We start from the raw sequence: 23,666 nt of genomic DNA, 5'->3' as shown, positions 1-23,666 counted from the left end.
TGACGGCCCGCCATCCTCGTCCGTACGCGCGGGTCGATGACGGCAGGAGGTCGCGGTGGCGACGGTGGTGCTGCTGGGAACGCTGGACACCAAGACCGAGGAGTACCGCTGGGTCCACGACCGACTGCGCGACGCCGGCTGCGACGTGCTCCTGATCAATGTGGGCACCTTCGCCCATGGGGCGGAACTCGCCGACATCGGCGCGGACGAGGTGGCGCGGGCGGCCGGCACCGAGCTCGACCGGCTCCGCGACGCCCGCGACCGCGGCGCCGCGATGGACGCGATGGCGACCGGCGCCGCCGTGATCGTCCGGCGGCTGTTCGACGAGGGGCGCCTCGACGGCCTGCTCGCGATCGGCGGCTCCAGCGGCTCGTCCGTCGCCGCCCGTGCGCTTCAGGCCCTGCCCGTCGGCGTGCCCAAGCTGCTGGTCTCGACCATGGCCTCGGGTGACGTGCGCCCCTATGTCGGGGACGTCGACGTCACCCTCATGTACTCCGTCGTGGACATCTCCGGCATCAACCGGCTCTCGCGCGCGGTCCTCGGCAACGCCGCCGCCGCGGCGGCCGGAATGGCCCAGCGGTACGCCCGGGTCCGCACCGAGACGGGCACAGAGACCGGTGCTGAGACCGGCGGCGAGCGGAAGCTCGTCGCCGCCACGATGTTCGGGCTCACCACGCCCGCCGTCGACGAAGCCCGTGACTACCTGACGAGCGCCGGATACGAGGTGCTGGTCTTCCACGCCACCGGTTCCGGCGGGCGGGCGATGGAGGCCCTCGCCGCCTCCGGCATGCTCGACGGCGTCCTCGACCTGACCACCACGGAGCTGGCCGACGACCTCGTCGGCGGGGTCCTCACCGCAGGCCCCGACCGGCTGGAGGCGGCGGGGCGGGCCGGGATCCCGCAGGTGGTCAGCGTCGGCGCTCTCGACATGGTCAACTTCGGGCCCCGGGACACCGTCCCGGAGAAGTTCGCGGACCGGAAGTTCCTGGTGCACAACCCCACGGTCACCCTGATGCGGACGACCCGCGAGGAGATGGCTGAGCTGGGAGCCAGGATCGGCGACAAGCTCAGTCGCGCCACCGGGCCGGTGGAGGTCTACCTGCCGCTGAAGGGCGTCTCCGGGATCGACGTCGAAGGAGGGCCCTTCGACGACCCCGACGCCGACGCCGCCTGCTTCGCCGCGCTCCGGGACGGCCTGAGGGACACCGGCGTCCCCGTCCACGACGTGGACGCCGCCATCAACGATCCGGGCTTCGGCCGTACCGCGGCCGAAGCCCTGCACCGCCTCATCCGCGCACGTCGGACCGGAGAATGAGATGAACCGCGAGACAGCTCTCGAACGCCTGCGCGCCACCGTCGAGGCCGGCCGGCCCATCATCGGAGCGGGCGCCGGCACCGGCCTGTCGGCCAAGGCCGCCGAGGCAGGCGGCGTCGACCTGCTGATCATCTACAACTCGGGCCGCTACCGCATGGCCGGTCGAGGGTCGCTCGCCGGGCTGCTTCCGTACGGCGACGCCAACGCGATCGTCGTCGACATGGCCAGGGAAGTCCTCCCGGTCGTGCGTGACACCCCCGTGCTGGCCGGGGTCTGCGGCACCGACCCCTTCCGGCTCATGGGCCCCTTCCTCGACCAGCTCAAGGCGATGGGCTTCGCCGGTGTGCAGAACTTCCCCACCGTGGGCCTGTACGACGGCAGGTTCCGGCAGAACCTCGAGGAGACCGGGATGGGTTACCGGCTCGAGGTGGACATGATCCGCGAAGCGCGGCGGCGTGACCTGCTCACCGCCCCCTACGTCTTCGACGCCGAGCAGGCCGCGGCGATGGCCGAGGCCGGAGCCGACGTCCTCGTGTCCCACGTCGGGCTGACCACGAGCGGCAGCATCGGTGCGGAAACCGCCCTCACCCTCGAAGAGGCGGCCGCCGCGGTGCAGGAGATGCGCGACGCCGCCGTCGCGGTGAACCCCGACGTCATCGTGCTCTGCCACGGCGGCCCCATCGCGGAACCGGAGGACGCCCAGTTCGTCCTCGACCACACGAGCGGGATCGCGGGCTTCTTCGGGGCGTCGTCGATGGAACGCCTTCCCACGGAGAAGGCGATCGCCGCCCAGGCGACCGAGTTCAAGAGCCTGCGGCTCAGCCCTGCGTGACGCTCACCACCTGGGCCTGGAGGAGGTCCGTTCCAAGGACGAGGTGCTGGTCGCGCCGCGGGCGGACCAGATGGACAACCTGACGGCGCTCTCCTCAGAGTGTTCGAGGACGTCATCCGTTCGACAGAGCGCCATTCCGGCTACCTCAAGGCCGTGACGGCCGAACTGGAGACGGACCTCGCCCGGCCCGGGGTGAGCGCGCCGCGTGCTGTTCCACGCGACCGCGGCGGCTCGTCGACGCCGGGCTCGACCAGGGCGAGGTGCGGACCGGAAGCCGGTGTGCCCGCTGGGCGAATCGGGAGCGTTGCCCGTACGCGTCGCCACTCGGTAGCCACCACTCCCAGACGTCGCCCGAGACAGCGAACGCGATGACCGGAGCGGTCCCGCCGCGGCCCTGTCGCCCGCCGGCTCTCTATGATCCGGCGCTGTCCCACCCAACCTCACGCCGGCCTGCGCGGCGGCGGGCCTCCCGGTGACCGGGACGACCCCACGACGCCGTCACCCCGGCAGGCAGCCTGTTCCCAGTGAGCGAGACTGCTCACTTTTCGTGTGCCGCGTCACACCACTATTTCGGCCCAACACACGGCGGAACGGAAGACGTATGGGAAGTCTGGACGGGAAAGTCGCGATTGTTACGGGAGCGGGCCAGGGTGTCGGCCAGGGCATCGCGCTCGCCCTCGCCTCGGAGGGCGCGGCCGTGGCGGTGCTCGGCCGCACGACCGCGAAGCTGCAGACGACCTGCGAGCTGATCCGCGAGCGGGGCGGGACGGCGGAGCCGTTCCAGTGCGAGGTGACCGAGACCGACGCGATCCCCGCGGTGGTCGAGGCCGTCGTGACCCGGTTCGGCGGAGTGGACATCCTCGTCAACAACGCCTACACCGGCGCGTACGGCCCGCTGCTGTCGATGAGCGACGCCGACTTCCAGAAGGGCTTCCGCAGCGGCCCGTTCGCCGCGTTCGCGTTCATGAAGGCCTGCCACCCCCACATGAAGGCGCGCGGCGGCGGCAGCATCGTCAACCTCGTCACCTCGGCCATGGTCCGCTGGGACCCCACCACGTACGGCGCGTACGCCGCGGCGAAGCAGGCGCTGCGCTCGCTCACGCGTACGGCGGCCACCGAGTGGGGGCCGGACGGCATCCGCGCCAACAACATCGCCCCGCACGCTCTGTCACCGGGGCTGAAGCGGTGGACGGAGGCCTTCCCCGAGGAGGCGGAGGCGTTCCGCAAGACCATCCCCCTCGGCTACATCGGCGACTGCGAGCAGGACATCGGCCGCGCCGTGGTCGCGCTCGTGGGCCCGGATCTGCGCTACCTGACCGGCGCGACCGTGCCCCTCGACGGCGGGCAGGCCTTCTTCGGCTGAGCCGCCGCACCCCCCGCACCACCTGCCGCCGCCTGGCGGTCAGTGAAAGGAGAACCACCGGATGAACGGCAAGGCGATCGGCCGCGTGGCGGCCGGTGCCCTGGCCCCCGTGATGGCCATGGCGATGCTGGCGGGCTGCGCCGGCGAGCGCGGCGGCTCGGCGGCGGTCCCGGCGAGCGGCGGCGACGCGCAGTCGCCCGCCGCCCCGGGCGGTCAGGAGACGTTCGGCACCCTGGCGTCGCCCTGCGGGCCGGGTGACGCCACGGGCGCCACCGACCAGGGCGTCACCGACACGGCGATCACCATCGGCTACGGCGACGACCGCGGTTTCACCAAGGCCCCCGGCCTGTCCAAGGAGATGGGCGACGCGGTGAGCGCCATGATCAAGTGGTGCAACAAGCAGGGCGGCGTCAACGGCCGCCAGATCGTGGGCCACCAGTACGACGCGGCCTACATGCAGGCGGCCACCGTCATGCAGAAGGCGTGCAAGCAGGACTTCATGCTCGTCGGCGAGGGCTTCGCGATGGACGACGCCGCCGAGCAGTACCGCGTCGCCTGCAAGCTGCCGGTGGTCGCGGGCTACACCGTCGGGCCGAACGCCGCGATGGGCCCGATGAAGTTCGAGGCCGTGCCGTACCCGGTCGACTACTACAACGCCGCCCCGCTGAAGCTGGCCGCCAAGACCTTCCCCGAGTTCGCCTCGGACGTGGACCTGATCACGTCCAACTCGCCCGCCGTGATGACGGGCAGCAACAAGATCAAGGCCGCCCTGAAGGAGATCGGCATCACGCCGAAGGACTGCGGCGTCCAGCTCAACTCCGAGGGTGACCCGAGCTACGTGCCGTTCGCGGAGAAGTTCAAGTCGTGTGGCGTCAAGGCACTGTGGACGTCCAAGTCGCCGGACCCGGCCGCCTTCAGCCTGCTCGAGTCGCTGGACCGCGTGGGCGCCCACCCGACGCTGGTGTTCGAGGCCACCTGGTACAGCGACGCCGTCGCGAAGTGGAACACCAGCGGCCAGGGCGACAACATCCACGCCGGCCTGATCTTCCAGCCGTTCGAGAACGCCGACAAGGTGCCGGCGGTGAAGAAGTACCTCGACCTGGTCGGCGCCGAGGGCGGCAAGACCGCGCTGCTCGGCATGCAGGCGACCTCCGCGTTCCTGCTGTGGGCCACCGCGGCCAAGGACTGCGGCTCCGACCTCACCCGCCAGTGCATGGTGAACACGCTGTCGCAGATCCACGAGTGGACCGGCGGCGGCCTGCACGCCCCGACCGACCCGGGCGCCAACATGCCGTCCGACTGCACCCTGCTGGTCAAGCTCACCGGCTCGACGTACAAGCAGGTCGCCCCGGCCACCGTCGGCGAGTTCGCGTGCGACAAGGGCAACCTGCTCAAGACGGACCCGTCGACCTGGGGCACCAAGCTCAACGAGGACCGCATCGCGACCACCTTCCTCACCGCCGACGTGATCAAGCCGCAGGTTTGATCGCCCCGGCGGCGGGCCGGTCCGCCGGCCCGCCGCCGTCCTCGCCGTCCAGAGCAGCCGTTTCGAGCAGCTGTCTTCGAGCTAGGGCCTCGCATGACGACGTTTCTGACCTTCACGATCCTCGGGCTGGTCCTCGGCGCGGTCTACGCCATCGCCGCGTCCGGGCTGGTCCTCACCTACACCACCTCGGGAATCTTCAACTTCGCCCACGGCGCCCAGGCGATGCTGGGCACGTTCCTGTACTGGCAGTTCACCTACGGCTGGGGCTGGCCGGCCTGGCTGTCGCTCATCGTCGTGGTGGGCCTGGCGGGGCCCGCGATGGGCGCCCTGCTCCACACGCTGATCATGAAGGGGCTGCGCGAGACGGCGGACGTGACCAAGATCGTCGTGACCGTCGCCATCCTGCTCGGGATGGTCTACCTGTCCCAGTGGATCTGGCACCCGGAAGACGCCCGGATCATGGAGATGTTCTTCGGGGCAGGCGCGAAGATCGAGTTCGGCGGCGTGGTCGTCCGCGTCCACGAGCTCATCTGCCTCGTGGTCGCCGTGGCGGTCGCGATCGGGCTGCGGCTGCTGTTCACCCGCACCCGGGTCGGGGTGGTCATGCGGGGCGCCGTGGACGACCCCGACCTGCTGCGGCTCAACGGCCACGATCCCGACAGGATCGCCATGCTGGCGTGGGCGATGGGCTCGACCCTCGCCGTGCTGGCCGGCATCCTGGTCACCCCGATCGGCGGCGGCGCGCTGGAGGCCAACCAGCTCACGCTGCTGGTCATCGACGCGTTCGCGGCCGCCATGTTCGGGCGGCTGCGCAGCATTCCGCGCACCTTCGCCGGCGCGATGGTGCTCGGCATGGCGGCGACGTACGTCATGGCGTTCTTGCCGACCGACTGGACGTGGACCGGCAACCTCCGGGTCTCGCTGCCGATGATCATCTTGTTCGTGGTGCTCATCGTGCTGCCGCAGGACCGCCTGCGGGTGGCGGCGGTGCGCACCCGCGAGCGGTACCGGCCGCCCACGCCGCGGTCCGCGGCCGTGTGGGGCGTCGCGCTCGTGGCCGCGGTCTTCCTGCTCGCGCTGCTCATGGACGACGGGTCCATCACGACGCTCGCGCTCGGGATGACGTTCGCGATCATCGCGCTCTCCCTCACCCTGCTGACCGGGTACGCCGGGGAGATCAACCTCGCCCCGCTGTCGTTCGGCGCGGTCGGTACGATCATCGCGTTCCACTTCGGCGTCACCGGCAGCGGCCTGGCCTCCCGGCTGACGCTGTGGGGCGTGCTGCTCGCCGTCCTCGTCACCGCGGTCGTGGGCGGCCTGGTCGCGCTGCCGGCGCTGCGGCTGCGCGGACTCTACCTGGCGCTCGCAACGATGGCGTTCGGCGTGTTCCTGTCGACCATGGTGCTGCGCGACACCGTCGAGCACACGGTCTTCGGCGTGACGTTCTCGATCTTCCCCAGCGGCACGCTGATCGTGCCGCCGCTCCAGGTGGGCCCGCTCGACCTGCGCGACCCGCGCACGTTGCTGATGACCGCGACCGTGCTGTTCGCGCTGATCGCGGTCGGCCTGGCCGCGCTGCGCGCCGGCGGGTACGGCAGGCGCCTGGCGGCGATGAAGGACAGCCCGGCGGCGACCGCCATGCTCGGCCAGAACCTGGTGAAGCTGAAGTTCGGCGTGTTCATGCTCTCGGCGGCCATCGCGGGCCTCGGCGGGGTGCTGATGGCGAGCGCCAGCGGCTCGGTCGCGAGCGACAACTTCGCGATCATGGCGAGCCTGGCGCTCGTCATGCTCACGGTCGTCGGCGGCATCGGCTACATCAGCGGCGCCTTGTTCGGCGGCCTGATGTCCGGAGTCGGATTCACGATCATGGTGGCCACGTTCAACGACCTCGCCGTCGCGCACCCCTCGGTGGAGACGATCTACAAGACGATCGGCCAGCTCCTCGTGGTCGCCACCGCTCTCATCGGCATGGGCGTCGGCGAGAACCCCAGCGGCAACGTCCACAAGATCGTCGAGGGCTACCGCACGCTGCGCGGCGCCAAGGGGCTGCTGGCCGGGGCCGCCGCCGTCGAGGCCGTGCTGTACGTCCTGGCGCTGACCGGGGTCATCGGCAACTGGTGGTTCGCCACCCTGACCGTGTGCCTGGCCATGGCGTTGCCCGTCGCGGGCCGGATGCGGGCGGAGGCGCCCGCGCGGGCGACCCCGCCGGAGCTGGCCGGGGTGGACGAGCCGTACACCGACGAGCTGCGCGAACGCCTCGACCGGGAGCTCGGCATGCCCGTCCGGGAGCGTACGGCGGGGAAGGAGGGAAGCGTCCATGCCGCTGCTTGAGACACGCGATGTCACGGTGCGGTTCGGCGGCAACACCGCGGTCGACGGGGTCGGCATCGGCGTCGAGGCCGGGCGGATCACCGGCCTGATCGGACCGAACGGCGCCGGCAAGACGACGCTGTTCAACACGGTCACCGGCCTGCAGCGGCCGGCCGCCGGGCGGGTGCTGCTCGACGGCGCCGACATCACCCGCCTCGCCCCGGCCAGGCGGGCCCGCCTGGGCCTGGCGCGCACCTTCCAGCGGCTGGAGCTGTTCCTGTCGCTGTCGGTGCGCGACAACGTCAGGGTCGCCGGCGACGTCCTGCGCGCCACCGGACGCAAGGTGGACGTCGAGAGGGAGACGGACCGCGTCCTGGCGCGCACCGGCCTGGAGGACATCGCCGATCTCGAGGTCTCGGCCATCCCGACCGGCCGGGCCCGGGTGGTGGAGGTCGCCAGGGCGCTGATGACCGAGCCGCGCGTGCTCCTGCTGGACGAGCCCGCCTCCGGCCAGACCGAGCGCGAGACCGAGGCGTTCGCCGCCCTGCTGACCGGCCTCGCCGCGGAAGGGCTGGCGATCTGCCTGGTCGAACACGACCTGCCGCTGGTCATGCGGCTGTGCGCGACGATCCACGTGCTCGACTACGGCAGGCTCATCGCCTCGGGCACGCCGAAGGACATCCAGGAGTCGCCCGAGGTCGTCGCGGCCTACATCGGCGCAGAAGAGATCGACACCGGGGAGGTCACCGGATGAACGAGCAGGTGCCGCTGCTGGAACTGGCGGGCGCCCGTGCGGCGTACGGGCCGATCCAGGTGCTGCACGGGGTGGATCTCACTGTGCACGCAGGGTCGGTGGTGGCTCTGCTCGGTCCGAACGGCGGCGGCAAGTCCACCACGATGAAGGTCTGCGCCGGGCTGCTGCCGCTGACCGGCGGCGAGCTGCGGCTCGCCGGGCGGCGGGTCAACGGCATGACCGCCCAGGACGCCGCGCGGCTCGGCATCTGCTCGATCCCCGAGGGCAGGGGCGTGTTCCCCAACCTGACCGTGCGGGAGAACCTGTGGGCGGCCACCGGCACCGGGGCGCGCCTGGCGGACCTGGAGGAGGCCGCCTACAGCCGCTTCCCGATCCTCGGCGAGCGCCGCCACCAGCTCGCGGGCTCGCTGTCGGGCGGCCAGCAGCAGATGCTCGCGCTGTCGCGGGCGCTGGGCACCGATCCGGCGATCCTGCTGCTCGACGAGCTGTCCATGGGGCTCGCTCCCATGATCGTGACCCAGATGTACGACACCGTGGCGCAGCTCGTGGCGGAGGGGCTGTCGGTCCTGGTGGCCGAGCAGTTCGCCCGCGTCGTGCTGCCCATCGCCGACACCGCCGCCCTGATGCTGCACGGACGCGTCGTCGCGTCCGGCTGCCCCGGCGACATCGAGGACCAACTCTCAAGCAGCTACCTAGGAGGCTGACCGATGCTGACCGAGGAACGACGCGAGCGCTTCACGTCTGACGTGGCGCGGATGAAGCTGAAGACCGGCGGGTCCAGGCACGACGGGAAGATCCGCGTCCTCGGCGTGCTGCTGATGGTGGCCGGCGTCGTGGGCGGGCTCGTCGCGTACAACAACTCGCTCACCCAGGACGACCTGAGGGACATCGGCTCCTTCCAGATCCTCGCGACGGCGTGCGCCGCGGTGACCGTGCTCGGCGCCGCGCTGTACCTCGCCGCCGCGGTGGCGGGCGTGCTGCGGCTGTGGCTGCTGCGCCAGCTCCTGGAGAGCGAGGCGCAGGCGGACCGGATCGCCGCCGCCCTTGAGGGCCGAGGGGCCTGACAGGCCGGTTTCTCCCGGTCAGCGGGATTCACCGGATCGCCGGCGGGTCCCGCTGACTAACGTCTGGACAGCTTGAAGACCGGAGTGGAGGATCCCCCATTGACTCAGGAAGCGCCCCGGACGGCTCCGGACGTGCTCGCCCCGGCGAAGCTGGGGCCGGTGACCCTGCGCAACCGCATCATCAAGGCGGCCACGTACGAAGGGCTGAGCCGTAAGAGCCTCGTCACCGACGAGCTCATCGCGTTCCACGTACGGCACGCCCGCGGCGGCGTCGGCATGACCACCGTGGCCTACTGCGCGGTCGCCCCGGAGGGGCGCACGGACGCGCGCCAGATCCAGTGGACCCCCGAGGCGCTGCCGGGCCTGCGCAGACTCACCGAGGCCGTGCACGCCGAGGGCGCCGCGGTCGCCGCGCAGATCGGTCACGCCGGGCCGGTCGCCAACCCGAAGTCGAACAAGCTGCCCTCGCTCGGCCCCACCCGGCACTTCCACGCCACCACGACGAGCTTCACCAAGGCCGCGACCCGGGAGGACCTGCGGCGGATCGTCGCCGCCCACGCCCACGCGGGGAAGATGGCGATCGAGGCGGGCTTCGACGCCGTCGAGATCCACCTCGGGCACAACTACCTCGCGAGCTCGTTCCTCAGCCCGCGGGTCAACCACCGCAAGGACGAGTACGGCGGCAGCCTGGAGAACCGGGCCCGCCTGTCGCGGGACATCGCCCGCGCGGTGCGCGACGCGGTCGGCGACCGGATCGCGATCACCGCCAAACTCAACATGGACGACGGCGTGCCCGGCGGCTTCTGGCTGGACGAGTCGATCAAGGTCGCGCAGTGGCTGGAGGAGGACGGCTCGCTCGACGCGCTGGAGCTCACCGCCGGCAGCTCGCTGCTCAACCCCATGTACCTGTTCAAGGGCGACGCCCCGCTGCGCGAGTTCGCGGGGGTCATGAAGCAGCCGGTGAAGCTCGGCGTCCAGCTCGTCGGCAAACACTTCCTGCGCGCCTACCCCTACAAGGACGCCTACCTGCTCGACGACGCCCGGCAGTTCCGCGCCGCGCTGACGATGCCGCTCATCCTGCTCGGCGGGATCACGAACAAGCAGGTCATGGACCAGGCGATGGCCGAGGGCTTCCAGTTCGTCGCGATGGCCCGGGCGCTGCTGCGCGAGCCCGACCTCGTCAACCGCATCCAGGCCGACAACAGCGTCAGGTCGCTGTGCATCCACTGCAACAAGTGCATGACCGCGATCTACGGCGGCACCCACTGCGTGCTGACCGGCCCGATCGCCGTACGGCAGAAGGGGTAGCGGTGCGCCGGGAGACCATCGCCGACCTGCTGCTCGACCGCCTGGGCGACGACCACCCCGGCCTGCGGACCCGCGAACGCACCTGGACTTGGGACGAGGTGGTGCGGGAGAGCGCCGCCCGGGCGGCGCTGGCCCGGGCGCTCCGCGTGGAGGGTCCCTTCCACATCGGGGTGTTGCTCGACAACACCCCCGAGTACATCTTCTGGCTCGGCGCCGCCGCGCTGAGCGGCGCGACGATCGTCGGGATCAACAGCACCCGTCGCGGCGCCTACCTGGAGCAGGAGGTCAGGCATACCGACCTGCAGCTCGTCGTCACCGACGAGGCCGGCCTGAAGCTGCTGGACGGCCTCGACATCGGCGTGCCGCGCGACCGCTTCCTGCTGGTGGACGGAGACGACTACGCGGATGCGGTCGCCGCGCACGCCTGCGAGCCGGTCCGCGACCCGGAGATCACGCCCAAGACGCGGATGCTGCTGCTGTTCACCTCGGGCACCACCGGCGCGTCCAAGGCCGCCATCTGCTCGCAGGGCCGGCTGACCGGGCTGGGCTACGCCAACTGCGAGAAGTACGACGTGCGGCGGCACGACGTCAGTTATTGCTGCATGCCGCTCTTCCACGGCAACGCGCTGATGGCGCTGTGGGCGCCGTCGCTGACCGCAGGGGCGACGGTCGTCCTCGTGCCGAAGTTCTCCGCCTCCGGGTTCCTGCCCGACGTCCGTTTCTACGGCGTCACGTTCTTCACCTACGTCGGCAAGGCCATCGCGTACGTCCTGGCCCAGCCGGAGCGGCCCGACGACGCCGACAACACGCTCGACCACGCCTTCGGCACCGAGGCGTCACCGGAGGACCAGGCCGAGTTCCTGCGCAGGTTCGGCTGCCGGCTCATCGAGAGCTACGGGTCGAGCGAGGGCGCAGGCATGATCAAACTCGCGCCCGAGGGCCCGGCGTCCGCGCTCGGCCGCCCGGCGCGCGCCGGCGTACGAGTGGTCAACCCGGAGACCCGGCAGACCTGCCCGCGCGCCGTGCTCGACGCGCACGGCCGGGTGACCAACGCCGAGGAGGCCATCGGCGAGATCGTGGACGTCGACGGCGCGGCCAGGTTCGAGGGCTACTACAAGAACGAGGCGGCCAACGCCGAGCGGGTCCGGCACGGCTGGTACTGGACCGGCGACCTCGGCTACGTCGACGAGGACGGCTACATCTACTTCGCGGGCCGGTCGGGCGACTGGATCCGGGTGGACGGCGAGAACATCTCCGCGCTGCTGACCGAGCGCGTGCTGCGCCGGCACCCGCTGATCGTCGCGGCGGCCGTGTTCGGCGTGCCCGACCCGCGCTCCGGCGACCAGGTCATGGCCGCGCTCGAGATCCCCGAGGGCACGTCGTTCGAGGACCTCGGCCTGCCGGAGTTCCTGGCCGCGCAGGAGGACCTCGGCACCAAGGGGGCGCCGCGCTACGTGCGGGTCTCCCACGCGCTGCCGGCCACCGGGTCGAACAAGCTGCGCAAGAAGGAGATGCAGATGGAGGGCTGGCGGACCGGCGATTCCGTCTACCGATGGGCAGGCCGGGGCGCGCCCCGGTACGCCCTCATGACCGGACAGGACAAGGCCGCGCTGCGCGAGGAGTTCGCCGCCAACGGGCGCCTGCGCTTCCTCGGTCAGGCGTGAAGGAGAGCGGGACATGGATCTGCGTGAAAGCCCCGAGCAGCGGCGGCTACGCCGGGAGCTGAGGGAGTACTTCGCGGGCCTGCTGCCCGAGGACGAGCGGCGCCGCGTCGGCGAGGAGGGCGTCGGCGGCTCCCGGTTCCGCGAGGTGGTGCGGCGCCTCGGCGCCGACGGCTGGCTCGGCATCGGCTGGCCGGTCGAGTACGGCGGGCAGGGCCGGTCGGTCGAGGAGCAGTACGTGTTCTTCGACGAGGTCCAGCGGGCCGGGCTGCCGTTCCCGTTCGTCACCGTCAACACGGTCGGCCCGACGCTGATGAGCCACGGGTCTCCCGAGCAGAAGAAGCGGTATCTGCCCGGCATCCTGTCCGGCGACGTGGTCTTCGCGATCGGCTACACCGAGCCCGGCGCGGGCACCGACCTCGCCTCCCTCACCACCCGGGCGGTCAGGGACGGCGACGAGTGGGTGATCGACGGCAGCAAGATCTTCACCAGCGGCGCCAACACCGCCGACTACGTGTGGCTGGCCTGCCGTACGGACCCCGACGCGCCCAAGCACAAGGGCATCTCGATCCTGATCGTGCCGACGGACGCGCCCGGATTCTCCTGGAGTCCCATCCAGGCCGTGGGCGGGATGGTCGTGACGGCCACGTACTACAGCGGCGTACGGGTGCCGGCCGACGCGGTCGTCGGCGAGGTGAACGGCGGCTGGCGGCTCATCACCCACCAGCTCAACCACGAGCGCATCGGCCTGGCCGCGCTCGGCGGCCGGATGATCCAGCTCTGGGAGCAGGTCGCCGGCTGGGCGCGGGACAACGGCGCGATGGAGCTGCCGTGGGTGCGGCGGGACCTCGCCCGCGCGTACGCCCGGCTGGAGGCGATGCGGCTGATGAACTGGAAGATGACCGACGCGGTCGCGCGTGACGCGTTGTCGGGCGCGGACGCCGGCGCGGCCAAGGTGTACGGCACCGAGACCCACATCGACGTGCAGCGCACGCTGTCGGGGGTCATCGGCGCGGGAGGGCGCGTCCGCCCCGAGTCGCCGGGCGCCGTGCTCGCCGGGCAGATCGAGCAGTTGTCGCGGCAGGGCATCGTCAACACCTTCGGCGGCGGCGTGAACGAGGTCCTGCGGGACATGGTCGCCACCCAGGGCCTCGGTCTTCCCCGGGCTGGTCGCTGATGAGCAGTTACGAGGACTTCGCCGGACGGGAGATCGTCCCGCCGCGGGAGGGGCCTGACCCGGTGAACGTGCCCATGATCCGGCACTGGGCCGAGGCGATGGGCGACCGCAACCCCGTTTACCTGGACGACGACGCCGCGCGCGCGACCGGCCGTCCCGGGATCGTCGCGCCCGCGTCGATGACGCAGGCGTGGACGATGCGGGGGTACGCCGCGACCGTTGCGAACGGTCAGGGGGCCGAGGAGCTGAACGCGCTGCTCGAGAAGGACGGCTACACCTCGGTGGTGGCGACCGACTCGGAGTTCGAGTTCCACCGGGAGCTGGTCGTCGGCGACCGCGTGAGCGTCCGGGAGGTCGTGGAGTCGGTCTCCCCGGAGAAGAGCACCGCGCTGGGCGTCGGGCGGTTCGTGACCACGGTCCGCACCTACACCGACCAGGACGGCGAGGTCGTCGCCGTGCAGCGCTGGCGCCTGCTCCGGTTCCGGCCAAAAGACCAGGCCCCGAAGGCGCTGCGGCCGCGCCCGGCGGTCAATCGGGACAACGCGTTCTGGTTCGAGGCGGCGCGTGAGCACCGGCTGGTGATCCAGCGCTGCGCCGGGTGCGCGACGCTGCGTCACCCGCCCGGCCCGTGCTGCCCGCACTGCGGCTCGTTCGAGTGGGACACCGCCGAGGCGTCGGGCCGCGGGCACGTCTACAGCTTCGTGGTCGCCCACCATCCCCGCCACCCGGCGTTCGAGTATCCGCTGATCGTCGCGGTCGTGGAGCTCGACGAGGGCACGCGGCTCATCACCAACCTGGTCGGCGTGGAACCCGGAGAGGTCGAGATCGGCATGCCCGTCGTCCTCGACTGGCTGGACGCCGATCCCGACCTGTCACTTCCGGTGTTCCGCCCGCAGGAGAACAACTGATGGACTTCACGCTGGACGAAGAGCTCGAAGCGGTGCGTGCCCTGGCGAATCGGATCTTCGCCGACCGCGCCACGACCGAGCGCGTACGCGAGGTGGAGGGCTCGCCGGGCCGCCTGGACGAGGAGCTGTGGGCGGAGCTGGGCAAGGCCGGCCTGCTCGGCATCGCGCTGCCGGAGGAGGCGGGCGGCGCCGGGCTCGGCCTGGGCGCGCTGTGCGTGCTGCTGGAGGAGCAGGGCCGCCACGTCGCCCCGGTGCCGCTGTGGCCCGCGGCCGTCGGCGCGCTCGCGGTCGCCGCGCACGGCACCCGCGAGCAGCGTGAGAGCCTGCTCCCCGGAGCGGCGGACGGCTCGTCCCGGCTCACCGTGGCGCTGGAGGAGTTCGGCCCGGGCGACCCGGCCGAGCCGGGCTGCGCGGCCCGCCCGGATGGGAACATCTGGCGGCTGACCGGCGTCAAGGCGGTGGTCCCCTCGCCGTTCGGCGCGGCCCACGTGCTGGTCTCGGCGGCGGCGGAGGGAGTGCCGGGCCTGTTCCTGGTGGCCTCGGACGCGGAAGGCGTCTCCTGGGCGGCCGAGGAGACCACGACGCACGACCTCGCCGGCACCCTCACCTTGGACGACGCCCCGGCGCAGGCGGTCGGCACGCCGGGGGACGGCGCCGTCACGTGGACGATCGAACGGGCGTCGGTCGCGCTGGCGGCCGTGCAACTCGGCGTCGCCCAGGGCGCGGTCCGGCACGCCGTGACGTACCTCTCCGAGCGCAAGCAGTTCGGCCGCCCGCTCGGCACCTTCCAGGCCGTGCAGCATCAGCTCGCCGACTGCTACATCGACGTCGACGCGATGCGCGTGTGCCTGTGGCAGGCGGTCACCACCCTGCAGGAAGGGGAGGACGCCGCGGCGGCCGTGCTCGTCGCCAAGTGGTGGGCCGGGGACGCCGGGCTGACCGTGACGCACCGGGTTCAGCACGTCCACGGCGGCATCGGCGTCGACGTCGACTATCCGGTCCACCGGCACTTCCTGTGGGCCAGGCAGATCTCGGGCACGCTCGGCGGGCCGAGCGCCGACCTCGCCAAGCTCGGCGCCGTCATCGCCGCCGGAAGGATCGCGTCATGAACGGGCGAACGTATGAGGAGGTGGCGGTGGGGGAGGAGCTGCCCCCGCTGCCGATCCCGCTGACCCGCACGCTCATCGTGGCGACCGCGATCGCCAGCCGCGACTACCAGGACGTGCACCACGACCCCGGCCTCGCGGTCGAGCGCGGGTCGAAGGACATCTTCATGAACATCCTCACCACCAACGGCCTGGTCGACCGGTACGTCACCGAGTGGGCGGGCCCGGCCGCCGTCGTCACGGCGATCAGGATCAGGCTCGGCGTGCCCAACTACCCCGGCGACACGATGACGCTGACCGGCGCGGTCACCGCCAAGCACGATGAGGACCGCCGCGTCGAGATCGCCGTACGCGGCGAGAACGGCCTGGGCGCTCACGTCACCGGCACCGCCGTCGTCCGGCTTCCCGGGAAGGACGTGAGATGAGCGGTTTTTCCGCCGCGGCGGCGATCGCGGGAATCGGGGCCACCGAGTTCTCCAAGGACTCCGGCCGCAGCGAGCTGCGGCTCGCCTGCGAGGCCGTGCTCGCGGCCATCGCCGACGCCGGCCTGAAGCCGTCCGACGTGGACGGAATGGTGACGTTCACCGCCGACACCAACGCCGAGATCCACGTCGCCCGCAACACCGGCATGGGCGACCTCACGTTCTTCTCGCGCATCCCGCACGGCGGCGGCGCGGCCTGCGGCACCGTCCAGCAGGCGGCGCTCGCCGTCGCGACCGGCGTCGCCGACGTCGTGGTCTGCTACCGGGCGTTCAACGAGCGGTCCGGTGTGCGCTACGGCCTCGGCCAGGCGGACCGGCCCGTCGAGACGGGGGCGGACGGCGCGGCGTACGCGTGGCTCAATCCGTTCGGCCTGTCGACGCCCGCCCAGTGGGTGGCCATGTCCGCCCGCCGCTACATGCACGAGTACGGCGCGACCAGCGAGGACTTCGGCCGGGTGGCCGTGGTGGACCGCAGGCACGCCGCGAACAACCCGGCGGCCTGGTTCTACCAGCGGCCCATCACGCTGGAGGACCACCAGGCGTCGCGCTGGATCGCCGAGCCGCTTCACCTGCTCGACTGCTGCCAGGAGACCGACGGCGGCCAGGCGCTGGTCGTGGTCTCGGCCGAGCGGGCGCGCGACCTGCCGCACCCGCCCGCCCTGATTCTCGGCGCGGCCCAGGGCTCGGGCGACGACCAGCACATGATGACGAGCTACTACCGTCCCCGCATCACCGGCATCCCGGAGATGGGGCTGGTCGGGCGGCAGCTGTACGCGCAGAGCGGCCTCGGCCCCGCCGACATTGACGCGGCGATCCTGTACGACCACTTCACGCCGCTGGTGCTGCCGCAACTGGAGGAGCTGGGCTTCTGCGCCCCCGGCGAGGCCAAGGACTTCATCGCCGAGGGCAACCTGGAGCTCGGCGGGCGGCTGCCGTTCAACACCCACGGCGGCCAGCTCGGCGAGGCCTACCTGCACGGCATGAACGGCATCGCCGAGGCCGTCCGCCTGGTGCGGGGCACCAGCGTCAACCAGCCGGAAGGAGTGCGCAACGTGATCGTGACGGCGGGCACCGGGGTGCCCACCAGCGGCCTGGTGCTCGGAGCGGACCGGTGAACACCGGCGAGATGAACGCTGCCGAGTGGGCCGGCCACGACCTCGGCGAGCGCACGGTCGCCTACGACGAGCGGGAGGCGATCCTCTACGCGCTCGCCGTCGGCGCCCCCGCCACCGACCTCGACCTCGTCTTCGAGGAACGGCTGCGGGTGCTGCCGACGTTCGCGCTGACCAAGGCCCAGTGGGCGCCGGACGCGCTCGGCTCGCTCGGCGCGTTCGACACCCGGACGGCCGTGCACGGCTCCCAGCGGCTGGTGGTCCGCACGCCGCTGCCGCCGGCGGGCGAACTGACCATGAAGGCCCGCGTCGCCCGCGTCTGGGACAAGGGCGGCGCCGCGGTCTTCGAGGTCGAGGTGGACAGCGAGTTCTTCCTCGCCACATGGTCGCTGTTCGCGCCAGGGCGGGGCGGGTTCGGCGGCGAGCGCGGGCCTTCGGCCCCGAAGCGGCCCGAGACGCCGCCCGCGCGGCAGATCCGGCTGGACACCTCGCCGAACCAGGCCGCGCTTTACCGCCTGCTCGGCGACCGGCATCACATGCACATCGACCCGGAGGCGGCGAAGGCGGCCGGGATGCCCAGGCCGTTCATGCACGGCCTGTGCACGCTGGCGGCGGTGACGCTGCCCCTGGCCGACGCCGTGGGCGCGCACCCGGCCGGCCTGGCCGAGCTGGCGGGCAGGTTCGCCGCCCCGGTCTTCCCCGGCGACCGCCTCGACGTGCGTACGTGGGACGCCGACGACGCCGTGGTCTTCGAGGTGGCGGTGAACGGCACGCCCGTGCTGACGGGCGGGCGCGCCGTCTTCCGCCCGCTTCAGCCGCCGGTCACCAGGTAGCGGGCCGGGACCTCGCCTCCGCCGTGCACCGGGACGTCCGCCCCGGTCAGGTAGGAGGCGAGGTCGCTCGCCAGGAAGAGGCAGGCGTTCGCCACGTCCTGCGGCATCGCCATCCGGCGCATCGGGATGACCTCCGACAGGGCCGCGCCGCCGTCCTCGCCGTACAGGGAGGCGGCGGCCTCGGTCCTGATGAGGCCGGTGGTGACGTGGTTGACCCGCACCTTCGGCGACCATTCCAGCGCCAGCGCCTTGGTCAGCATGAGGAGCCCGGCCTTGGCCGCCGAGTACGCCGCGGTGCCCGGCTGCGGGTCCACGCCGGAGACGCTGCCGATGTTGACGATCGACCCCCCGGTCTCCTGCTCGCGCATGACGAGGTTGGCCGGCTGGGCCACGTAGAACGGCGCGAGCAGGTTGAGGTCCACGATCCGCTCGACGAACCGCGGCGAGACCGTCGCCGCGTCGGCGTTCGGCGATCCTCCGGCGTTGTTGACCAGCACGTCGAGCCGGCCCAGGTGATCCACGGTCTGCTCCACCAGCCGGGCCGCCTCCGCGGGGTCGCGGATGTCGGCGGCGACGAAGCGCGCGGTCCGGCCGCCCGTCGAGGGCAGCTTGTCCGGCTCGTTCCGCCCGCACACCACCACACCGGCGCCCGCGGCGAGGAACGCCTCGGCGATCACGAAGCCGATGCCCTTGGTCCCTCCGGTGACCAGCACCGCCCGGCCGCCGAAATCCATCGTCACGTTCACCAGTTCCTCCCGACTCTCCGATGACCCAGGGGAGGGTACGGCCGCCCGCCCGCCGGTGGGGGAGAGGTACCGGCCAGCGGGACCACGCCTGACGGGCCGAGCCGAGACGGCTCACCATGACGGTCATGACCGAGAACGAGGCGCTGACGATCCCGGGAGTGCTTGAGCAGGCGGCCCGGGAGTTCCCGGGCACGGAGGCGGTGGTGGACGGTGAGTCCCGCCTGACCTACGCGGAGTTGCACGACCGGGTGCGCGAGGCGGCCCGCGGCTTCCTCGCGCTCGGCGTGGAGCCGGGGGAGCGGGTGGCGATCTGGGCTCCCAACAGCACGCGGTGGATCGTCACCGCCCTCGGCGCGCTCTGCGCCGGCGCCGTCGTGGTGCCGATCAACACCCGTTACAAGGGCGAGGAGGCCCGCTGGCTGCTGGCGCGCAGCCGCGCCCGCGTGCTGTTCACCGAGGACGGCTTCCTCGGCAACGGCTACCTCGCCATGCTCGGAGTCACCGCCTCCGGCGTCGAGAGCCTGCCCGCGCTCACCACGGTCGTCACCTACGACGAGGACCCGAGGCCGGATGCCACGACCTGGGCGGACTTCCTGGCGGCCGGTGCGGCGGTGCCGGACGAGGCGGCCCGGGAGCGCGCGGCGGCGGTGCGCCCCGACCACGTGGCCGACATCCTGTTCACCTCCGGCACCACCGGCAGGTCCAAGGGTGCGATGTGCACTCACCGCCAGAACGTCCGCACCTACCTCGCGTGGAGCGCGCGGACCGGGCTGCGCCAGGGCGACCGCTACCTGATCGTCAACCCGATGTTCCACACCTTCGGCTACAAGGCCGGGGTGTTCGCCTGCCTGCTCAGGGCCGCCACGATGGTGCTCCAGCCGGTGTTCGAGCCGGACGAGACGATGCGGCTGATCGAGGCCGAGAAGATCACCGTGCTGCCCGGCCCGCCGACCGTCTACGTCTCCATGCTCGACGCGCCCGGCCGCTCCCGCTACGACCTGTCGTCGCTGCGGCTCGCGGTCACCGGCGCCTCGGTCGTCCCGGTGGCGCTCGTACGCCGCCTGCGGGCCGAGCTGTTCCCCCAGGTCGTCACCGCGTACGGGCTGACCGAATCGTGCGGCACGGTAACGGCGTGCTCGCTGGAGGACGACGACGTCACCGTCGCCACCACCTCCGGCCGTCCGATCGAGGGCGTGGAGGTGAAGGTCACCGGCCCGGACGGCGCGCCGGTGCCGGTGGGCCAGGACGGCGAGATCCTGGTGCGCGGGCACAACGTGATGGTGGGCTACCTGGACGACGACGCGGCGACCGCGGCGGCGATCGTGGACGGCTGGCTGGTGACCGGCGACCGCGGCCGGCTCGACGAGCGGGGCTACCTCGCCATCACGGGCCGGTCGAAGGACATGTTCGTGGTCGGCGGCTTCAACGTGTACCCGGCGGAGATCGAGCAGGTGCTGGCCGCCCATGAGGGCGTCGCCGAGGCAGTGGTGATCGGCGTGCCGGACGGCCGCATGGGCGAGGTCGGCCGGGCCTACGTCGTGCCCCGCCCCGGTGTGGCGGTCACCCCCGAGGCGCTGAGGGCCTACTGCCGGGAACGGCTGGCCAACTTCAAGGTGCCCCGCGAGGTCGTCCTCGTGGACGGCCTGCCGCGCAATGCCACCGGCAAGGTCGATAAAACAGCGCTCGCGGTTCGGCCGCCCGCGTAAACCGCCGTCCTCATTATCCGGATATGGTCGGACCGGATGCGGCCCCATCGGACGAAGAAGTTTCCAGGTTGTCAAACGCCGGGATGGAGCGCTCCCCGGCGATATCCGCCACGTGCAGGAACCGCCTGTCGTCCCCGCCCGGTGGCATTGGGCCGCGGCGAACGGCAATAGAAGATATTGACCGGGTCAGAGGTGAAACCTAGCCTTCGTGGGAGCGTTCCCACGTCCCGCCCCCGAAATATTGCGCGAAGGAGAGTCATGCGGCTTCTGGTGGATTTCGCCGCCAACCGTTCCGGAACAGCGGAGCTCGCGTGGGGACAGCGGGACATGTGGGGGGCCATCCACAAGGTGGGGCCGGACAGCGCGCACTATTTCAACGTGCCCCGGCTCCTCGCCGTCCCACGCGCGGGCGGCCCGCGCCGTCCCGGGGCCGTGGCGGCCGCCCTGAGAGCGGTGATGGCCCGGCACGACGCCCTGCGATCCCTGGTGCGGCTCGGCGCGGCCGGGCCGTACCAGGAGGTGGCGGCGGCCGGGGCCGTGTCGGTCGAACTGGTGGAGGCGGCACGCGGCGACGCGGACGACGCCGCGGCGGATCTCGTCGCCCGCCTGTCCGCTCGATCCTTCGACGACGGCGAGCAGCCGCTACGCGCCGGATTCGTGGTCTGCGACGGCGCCGCCACCCACGTGGCGCTCGTGTTCAACCATGTCGTCGCGGACTGGCGCGCGGCCGACGTCGTGGTGCGCGACCTGCGGATGCTGCTGCTCCGCGGAGCAATCGCACGACCGCCGTCGTCGCAGTTGCTCGATCTGGTGCGAGAGGAGGAGGCGGCGTCGGCCCGCTCGGATCGGGCGATCGCGCAATGGGAGGCGCTGCTCCGGACCGTGCCGTCCGCCATGTTCCCGCAGGTGGTCGGAGCGGGTGCGACGCCGAGGTACGCGCGGGCAGTGCTGTCTTCGCCCCGGCTCAACCACGCCGCTCGGGTGCTCGCCCGTCGTGCCGGTGTCAGCACCGCCACCGTCCTGCTGGTGGCGGTCGCCATGCTGCTGCGCGAGCTGACCGGGCACGAGGTGTGCGCGATCACCCCGATCGTGCACAACCGCTTCAGCGACCGGACCCGGGACCTGGTCACCAGCCTGAACCAGCTGGGGCTGTTCACCCTGGGGCCGTGCGGAAGCCTCCCCGAGACCCTCGTGACCGCCTACCCGGCGGTTCTCGCGTCCTACCGTCGCGCCCGCTTCGACTCGCTGGCCCTGAACGCGATGATCGACCGGATGAGCGCCGATCGGGGCGTCCCCATGTTCCCGTCGTGCTGCTTCAACGACCTGCGCCCGGGGGAGGACCCGGGCGACGGCAGGGCGGACGGGGAGTCCGAGCTGGAGTGGCTCCCCGGCACGGACAGGCGCAGTTGCGACTTCTGCGTGGCCCTGATGCGCTGGAAGGGCACGCTCGGCGTGGAGTTGAGCGCCGACACCACCCGCCTGCCCGAGGGCGAGATGGCCGCCCTGCTGCACCGGCTGGAGTCCTTCGTGGTCGGCGCGGCTCAGCCACCCTCGTAGGGCAGCTCGACGGCGAGGGTCAGGCCGCCCTCCTCGCGCGGAGTGGCGGTGACCACACCATCATGGGCGTCGGCGATCGCGCGTACGATCGACAGCCCGAGGCCGCTGCCGCGCTCGGAGCGCAGCCGGTCGCCGTGCAGCCGCCGGAACGGCTCGAAGATCGTCTCTATCTCGTACGGCGGGACGGGCAGGCCGGTGTTGGCCACGACGAGCTCCACCCGGTCGGCCCGCCGCCGGGTGGACACCCACACCTCGCCGCCGGGGTGGTTGTGCCGGATCGCGTTCTCCACGAGGTTCTGCACCAGCCGCTCCACCAGCACCGGCTCGCCGGCCGTCGGGGCGAGGTCGAGCAGCCGGTGCACGGTCACCTGGGCCGCCTTCGCCTCCTCGGCCGCGGCGTCGAGCACGTGCTCGGCCACGTCGGTCAGGTCGAAGGGCCGCCGGTCGAGGATCTTCTGCTCACCCTCGGCCAGGGCGAGCAGGCCGTCGATCAGGCGTTCGTGCCGGGCGTTGACCAGCAGCAGCGACTCGCCGAGCCGTTTGACGTCCTCGCTCGCGTCGGCGCGGCGGACCGCGACGTCCACCAGCGTGCGGTTGATGGTCAGCGGCGTGCGAAGTTCGTGCGAGGCGTTGGCGACGAAGCGCCGCTGGCCGTCGAACGAGCGGGCGAGGCGGCCGAGCACGGTGTCCACGATGTCGGCCAGCTCCTTGACCTCGTCGTCCGGGCCGTCGTGCGCGATGCGCTCGGTCAGGTCGTGGCTCTGCGCGATTCGCCTGGCGCTCGCCGTCACCGAGCGCATCGGCCGCAGCGTCCATCCGGCCGCGCGCCAGCCGAGCAGAGCCGCCAGGCCGCCCCCGGGGAGGAGGGCGATCCCGCCCCCGACGAGCACGTTCTTGACCGTGTCGGCCTGATAGACGCGCCTGACCTGCGCGACCCGCTGCTGGGCCACGTAGTACTCGTAATGCCAGGGCGAGTAGACGGTTCCGGCGACGCGGATCCACTGGGGCTGCCGCAGCCCGTCGCGGGGCTCCAGGCTCTGCCGTACGACGAAGGCGACGACCCCGACCAGGACGGCGCCGGCGAGGACGAAGACCGCGCCGAAGGCGAGCGCGAACCGCAGCCGCAGGTTCTTCGTCATGGGATGCGATACCCCGCTCCCGTGACCGTCTCGATGACCGGCGGGTCGCCGATCTTGCGGCGCAGCTTCATCATCGTCGTGCGCACGGTGTTGGTGAACGGGTCGATGTGCTCGTCCCACACCTTCTCCAGCAGCGTCTCGCTGGAGACCACCGCGCCGTCCGCGCGCAGCAGTTCGGCCAGCACCCCGAACTCCTTGCGGGCCAGCGGCACGTATCGCCCGTCGCGGAAGGCCTGCCGGTGCGCCCAGTCGAGCCTGATGCCCGCCCGCTCCAGGATCGGCGGGTCCGCGGGCCGCACCCGGCGGCCCAGCGCGTGCACCCGCGCCACCAGCTCCTCGAACGCGAACGGCTTGGGCAGGTAGTCGTCGGCGCCCAGCGACAGCCCCTCCACCCGGGAGCGCACGTCGGCCGCGGCGGTCAGCATGAGCACGCGGACCTGCGCGGCTTCGGCCACCAGCGCGCGGCACACGTCGTCGCCGTGCGTCCCCGGCAGGTCCCGGTCGAGGATCAGCACGTCGTAGTCGTGGACACGCACCCGCTCCAGCGCCCCGTCGCCGTCGTAGGCGACGTCCACCGCGAGCGCCTCCTCCCGCAGGCCCTCGGCGATCGAGTCGGCGAGCATCCGCTCGTCTTCCGCAACCAGCACCCGCATCGAAGCCCCCCTCACCCGTCGAAACCGTCCCAGGTTGCCAGGAGTGGCATAACCAGGACGTAACCGAATCAGGTGACGGCGAGTTTATCGATCTTTCGCTGGAGTGTCCGGGCATCGCCGGGGAGTCGCCCCGGCCCGGACCCGGGGGATCGTC

21 protein-coding genes are annotated in these 23,666 nt (G+C 72.0%); 18 read left to right on the top strand and 3 right to left on the bottom strand.

All coding sequences use genetic code 11. The features are described 5' to 3' along the window. Positions 1 to 55 precede the first annotated feature (55 nt). The 16 genes from IL992_RS21485 to IL992_RS21410 all read left to right on the top strand — a co-directional run bounded on the left by IL992_RS21485 (position 56) and on the right by IL992_RS21410 (position 17,711). Positions 56 to 1,315 (top strand): Tm-1-like ATP-binding domain-containing protein, encoded by a 1,260-nt coding sequence (locus IL992_RS21485; protein ID WP_193205154.1) that lies wholly within the window; start codon positions 56 to 58, stop codon positions 1,313 to 1,315. Position 1,316: 1 nt separating this feature from the next. After that, entirely contained in the window at positions 1,317 to 2,147 is an 831-nt protein-coding gene (locus IL992_RS21480) for a phosphoenolpyruvate hydrolase family protein (protein ID WP_193205153.1), read from the top strand. A gap of 601 nt (positions 2,148 to 2,748) precedes the next feature. Continuing rightward, entirely contained in the window at positions 2,749 to 3,510 is a 762-nt protein-coding gene (locus IL992_RS21475) for an SDR family NAD(P)-dependent oxidoreductase (protein WP_193205152.1), read from the top strand. 61 nt (positions 3,511 to 3,571) lie between these two features. Further along, on the top strand, positions 3,572 to 4,996 hold the full coding sequence (locus IL992_RS21470) for an ABC transporter substrate-binding protein (RefSeq protein WP_226873506.1): 1,425 nt from the start codon (positions 3,572 to 3,574) through the stop codon (positions 4,994 to 4,996). Between the two features lie 93 nt (positions 4,997 to 5,089). Further along, on the top strand, positions 5,090 to 7,327 hold the full coding sequence (locus tag IL992_RS21465) for an ABC transporter permease (protein ID WP_193205151.1): 2,238 nt from the start codon (positions 5,090 to 5,092) through the stop codon (positions 7,325 to 7,327). Further along, the gene (locus tag IL992_RS21460) at positions 7,314 to 8,060 is read left to right on the top strand and encodes an ABC transporter ATP-binding protein (protein ID WP_193205150.1); all 747 of its coding nucleotides are present in this window, start codon (positions 7,314 to 7,316) and stop codon (positions 8,058 to 8,060) included. The genes IL992_RS21465 and IL992_RS21460 overlap by 14 nt, the downstream gene beginning before the upstream one ends. Further along, positions 8,057 to 8,764 (top strand): ABC transporter ATP-binding protein, encoded by a 708-nt coding sequence (locus tag IL992_RS21455; protein ID WP_193205149.1) that lies wholly within the window; start codon positions 8,057 to 8,059, stop codon positions 8,762 to 8,764. The genes IL992_RS21460 and IL992_RS21455 overlap by 4 nt, the downstream gene beginning before the upstream one ends. A 3-nt stretch (positions 8,765 to 8,767) precedes the next feature. After that, entirely contained in the window at positions 8,768 to 9,124 is a 357-nt protein-coding gene (locus IL992_RS21450) for a hypothetical protein (protein WP_193205148.1), read from the top strand. Positions 9,125 to 9,223: 99 nt separating this feature from the next. After that, positions 9,224 to 10,432, top strand: coding sequence for an NADH:flavin oxidoreductase (locus IL992_RS21445; RefSeq protein ID WP_193205147.1), 1,209 nt, complete (start codon positions 9,224 to 9,226; stop codon positions 10,430 to 10,432). Positions 10,433 to 10,434: 2 nt separating this feature from the next. Beyond that, positions 10,435 to 12,096, top strand: coding sequence for an AMP-binding protein (locus IL992_RS21440; RefSeq protein ID WP_193205146.1), 1,662 nt, complete (start codon positions 10,435 to 10,437; stop codon positions 12,094 to 12,096). Positions 12,097 to 12,109: 13 nt separating this feature from the next. Then, on the top strand, positions 12,110 to 13,270 hold the full coding sequence (locus IL992_RS21435; protein WP_193205145.1) for an acyl-CoA dehydrogenase family protein: 1,161 nt from the start codon (positions 12,110 to 12,112) through the stop codon (positions 13,268 to 13,270). Further along, positions 13,270 to 14,178 carry a bifunctional MaoC family dehydratase N-terminal/OB-fold nucleic acid binding domain-containing protein gene (locus tag IL992_RS21430; protein ID WP_193205144.1) on the top strand — a complete coding sequence of 303 codons (909 nt, stop codon included), beginning with the start codon at positions 13,270 to 13,272 and terminating at the stop codon, positions 14,176 to 14,178. Before IL992_RS21435 ends, IL992_RS21430 begins: the two co-directional genes overlap by 1 nt. Continuing rightward, complete coding sequence (locus tag IL992_RS21425; RefSeq protein ID WP_193205143.1) at positions 14,178 to 15,287, top strand: acyl-CoA dehydrogenase family protein; 1,110 nt, start codon at positions 14,178 to 14,180, stop codon at positions 15,285 to 15,287. Before IL992_RS21430 ends, IL992_RS21425 begins: the two co-directional genes overlap by 1 nt. Further along, on the top strand, positions 15,284 to 15,709 hold the full coding sequence (locus IL992_RS21420; protein ID WP_193205142.1) for a MaoC family dehydratase: 426 nt from the start codon (positions 15,284 to 15,286) through the stop codon (positions 15,707 to 15,709). Before IL992_RS21425 ends, IL992_RS21420 begins: the two co-directional genes overlap by 4 nt. After that, positions 15,706 to 16,881: a lipid-transfer protein gene (locus IL992_RS21415; RefSeq protein ID WP_193205141.1), complete on the top strand. Its 1,176-nt coding sequence runs from the start codon at positions 15,706 to 15,708 to the stop codon at positions 16,879 to 16,881. The genes IL992_RS21420 and IL992_RS21415 overlap by 4 nt, the downstream gene beginning before the upstream one ends. Then, positions 16,878 to 17,711 carry a MaoC/PaaZ C-terminal domain-containing protein gene (locus IL992_RS21410; protein ID WP_319018713.1) on the top strand — a complete coding sequence of 278 codons (834 nt, stop codon included), beginning with the start codon at positions 16,878 to 16,880 and terminating at the stop codon, positions 17,709 to 17,711. Before IL992_RS21415 ends, IL992_RS21410 begins: the two co-directional genes overlap by 4 nt. On the opposite strand, the gene IL992_RS21405 is transcribed toward IL992_RS21410, so the two are convergent. Beyond that, a complete protein-coding gene (locus IL992_RS21405; protein ID WP_319018712.1) occupies positions 17,690 to 18,457 on the bottom strand; it encodes an SDR family oxidoreductase in 768 nt (255 codons plus the stop codon). The two genes, IL992_RS21410 and IL992_RS21405, sit on opposite strands and share 22 nt — an antisense overlap. Before the next feature lie 125 nt (positions 18,458 to 18,582). Between IL992_RS21405 and IL992_RS21400 the strand changes: the two genes are divergently transcribed. Then, positions 18,583 to 20,163 (top strand): FadD3 family acyl-CoA ligase, encoded by a 1,581-nt coding sequence (locus IL992_RS21400; RefSeq protein WP_193205140.1) that lies wholly within the window; start codon positions 18,583 to 18,585, stop codon positions 20,161 to 20,163. A 258-nt stretch (positions 20,164 to 20,421) separates the two neighbouring features. Continuing rightward, the gene (locus IL992_RS21395) at positions 20,422 to 21,720 is read left to right on the top strand and encodes a condensation domain-containing protein (RefSeq protein WP_193205139.1); all 1,299 of its coding nucleotides are present in this window, start codon (positions 20,422 to 20,424) and stop codon (positions 21,718 to 21,720) included. On the opposite strand, the gene IL992_RS21390 is transcribed toward IL992_RS21395, so the two are convergent. Next, positions 21,705 to 22,859 (bottom strand): sensor histidine kinase, encoded by a 1,155-nt coding sequence (locus tag IL992_RS21390; protein ID WP_193205138.1) that lies wholly within the window; start codon positions 22,857 to 22,859, stop codon positions 21,705 to 21,707. The two genes, IL992_RS21395 and IL992_RS21390, sit on opposite strands and share 16 nt — an antisense overlap. Next, positions 22,856 to 23,512, bottom strand: coding sequence for a response regulator transcription factor (locus tag IL992_RS21385; RefSeq protein ID WP_193205137.1), 657 nt, complete (start codon positions 23,510 to 23,512; stop codon positions 22,856 to 22,858). The genes IL992_RS21390 and IL992_RS21385 overlap by 4 nt, the downstream gene beginning before the upstream one ends. Positions 23,513 to 23,666 lie beyond the last annotated feature (154 nt).

The organism is Microbispora sitophila (assembly GCF_014892245.1).
GTDB lineage: Bacteria > Actinomycetota > Actinomycetes > Streptosporangiales > Streptosporangiaceae > Microbispora > Microbispora siamensis.
This window is presented reverse-complemented; position numbering and strand designations above follow the sequence as displayed.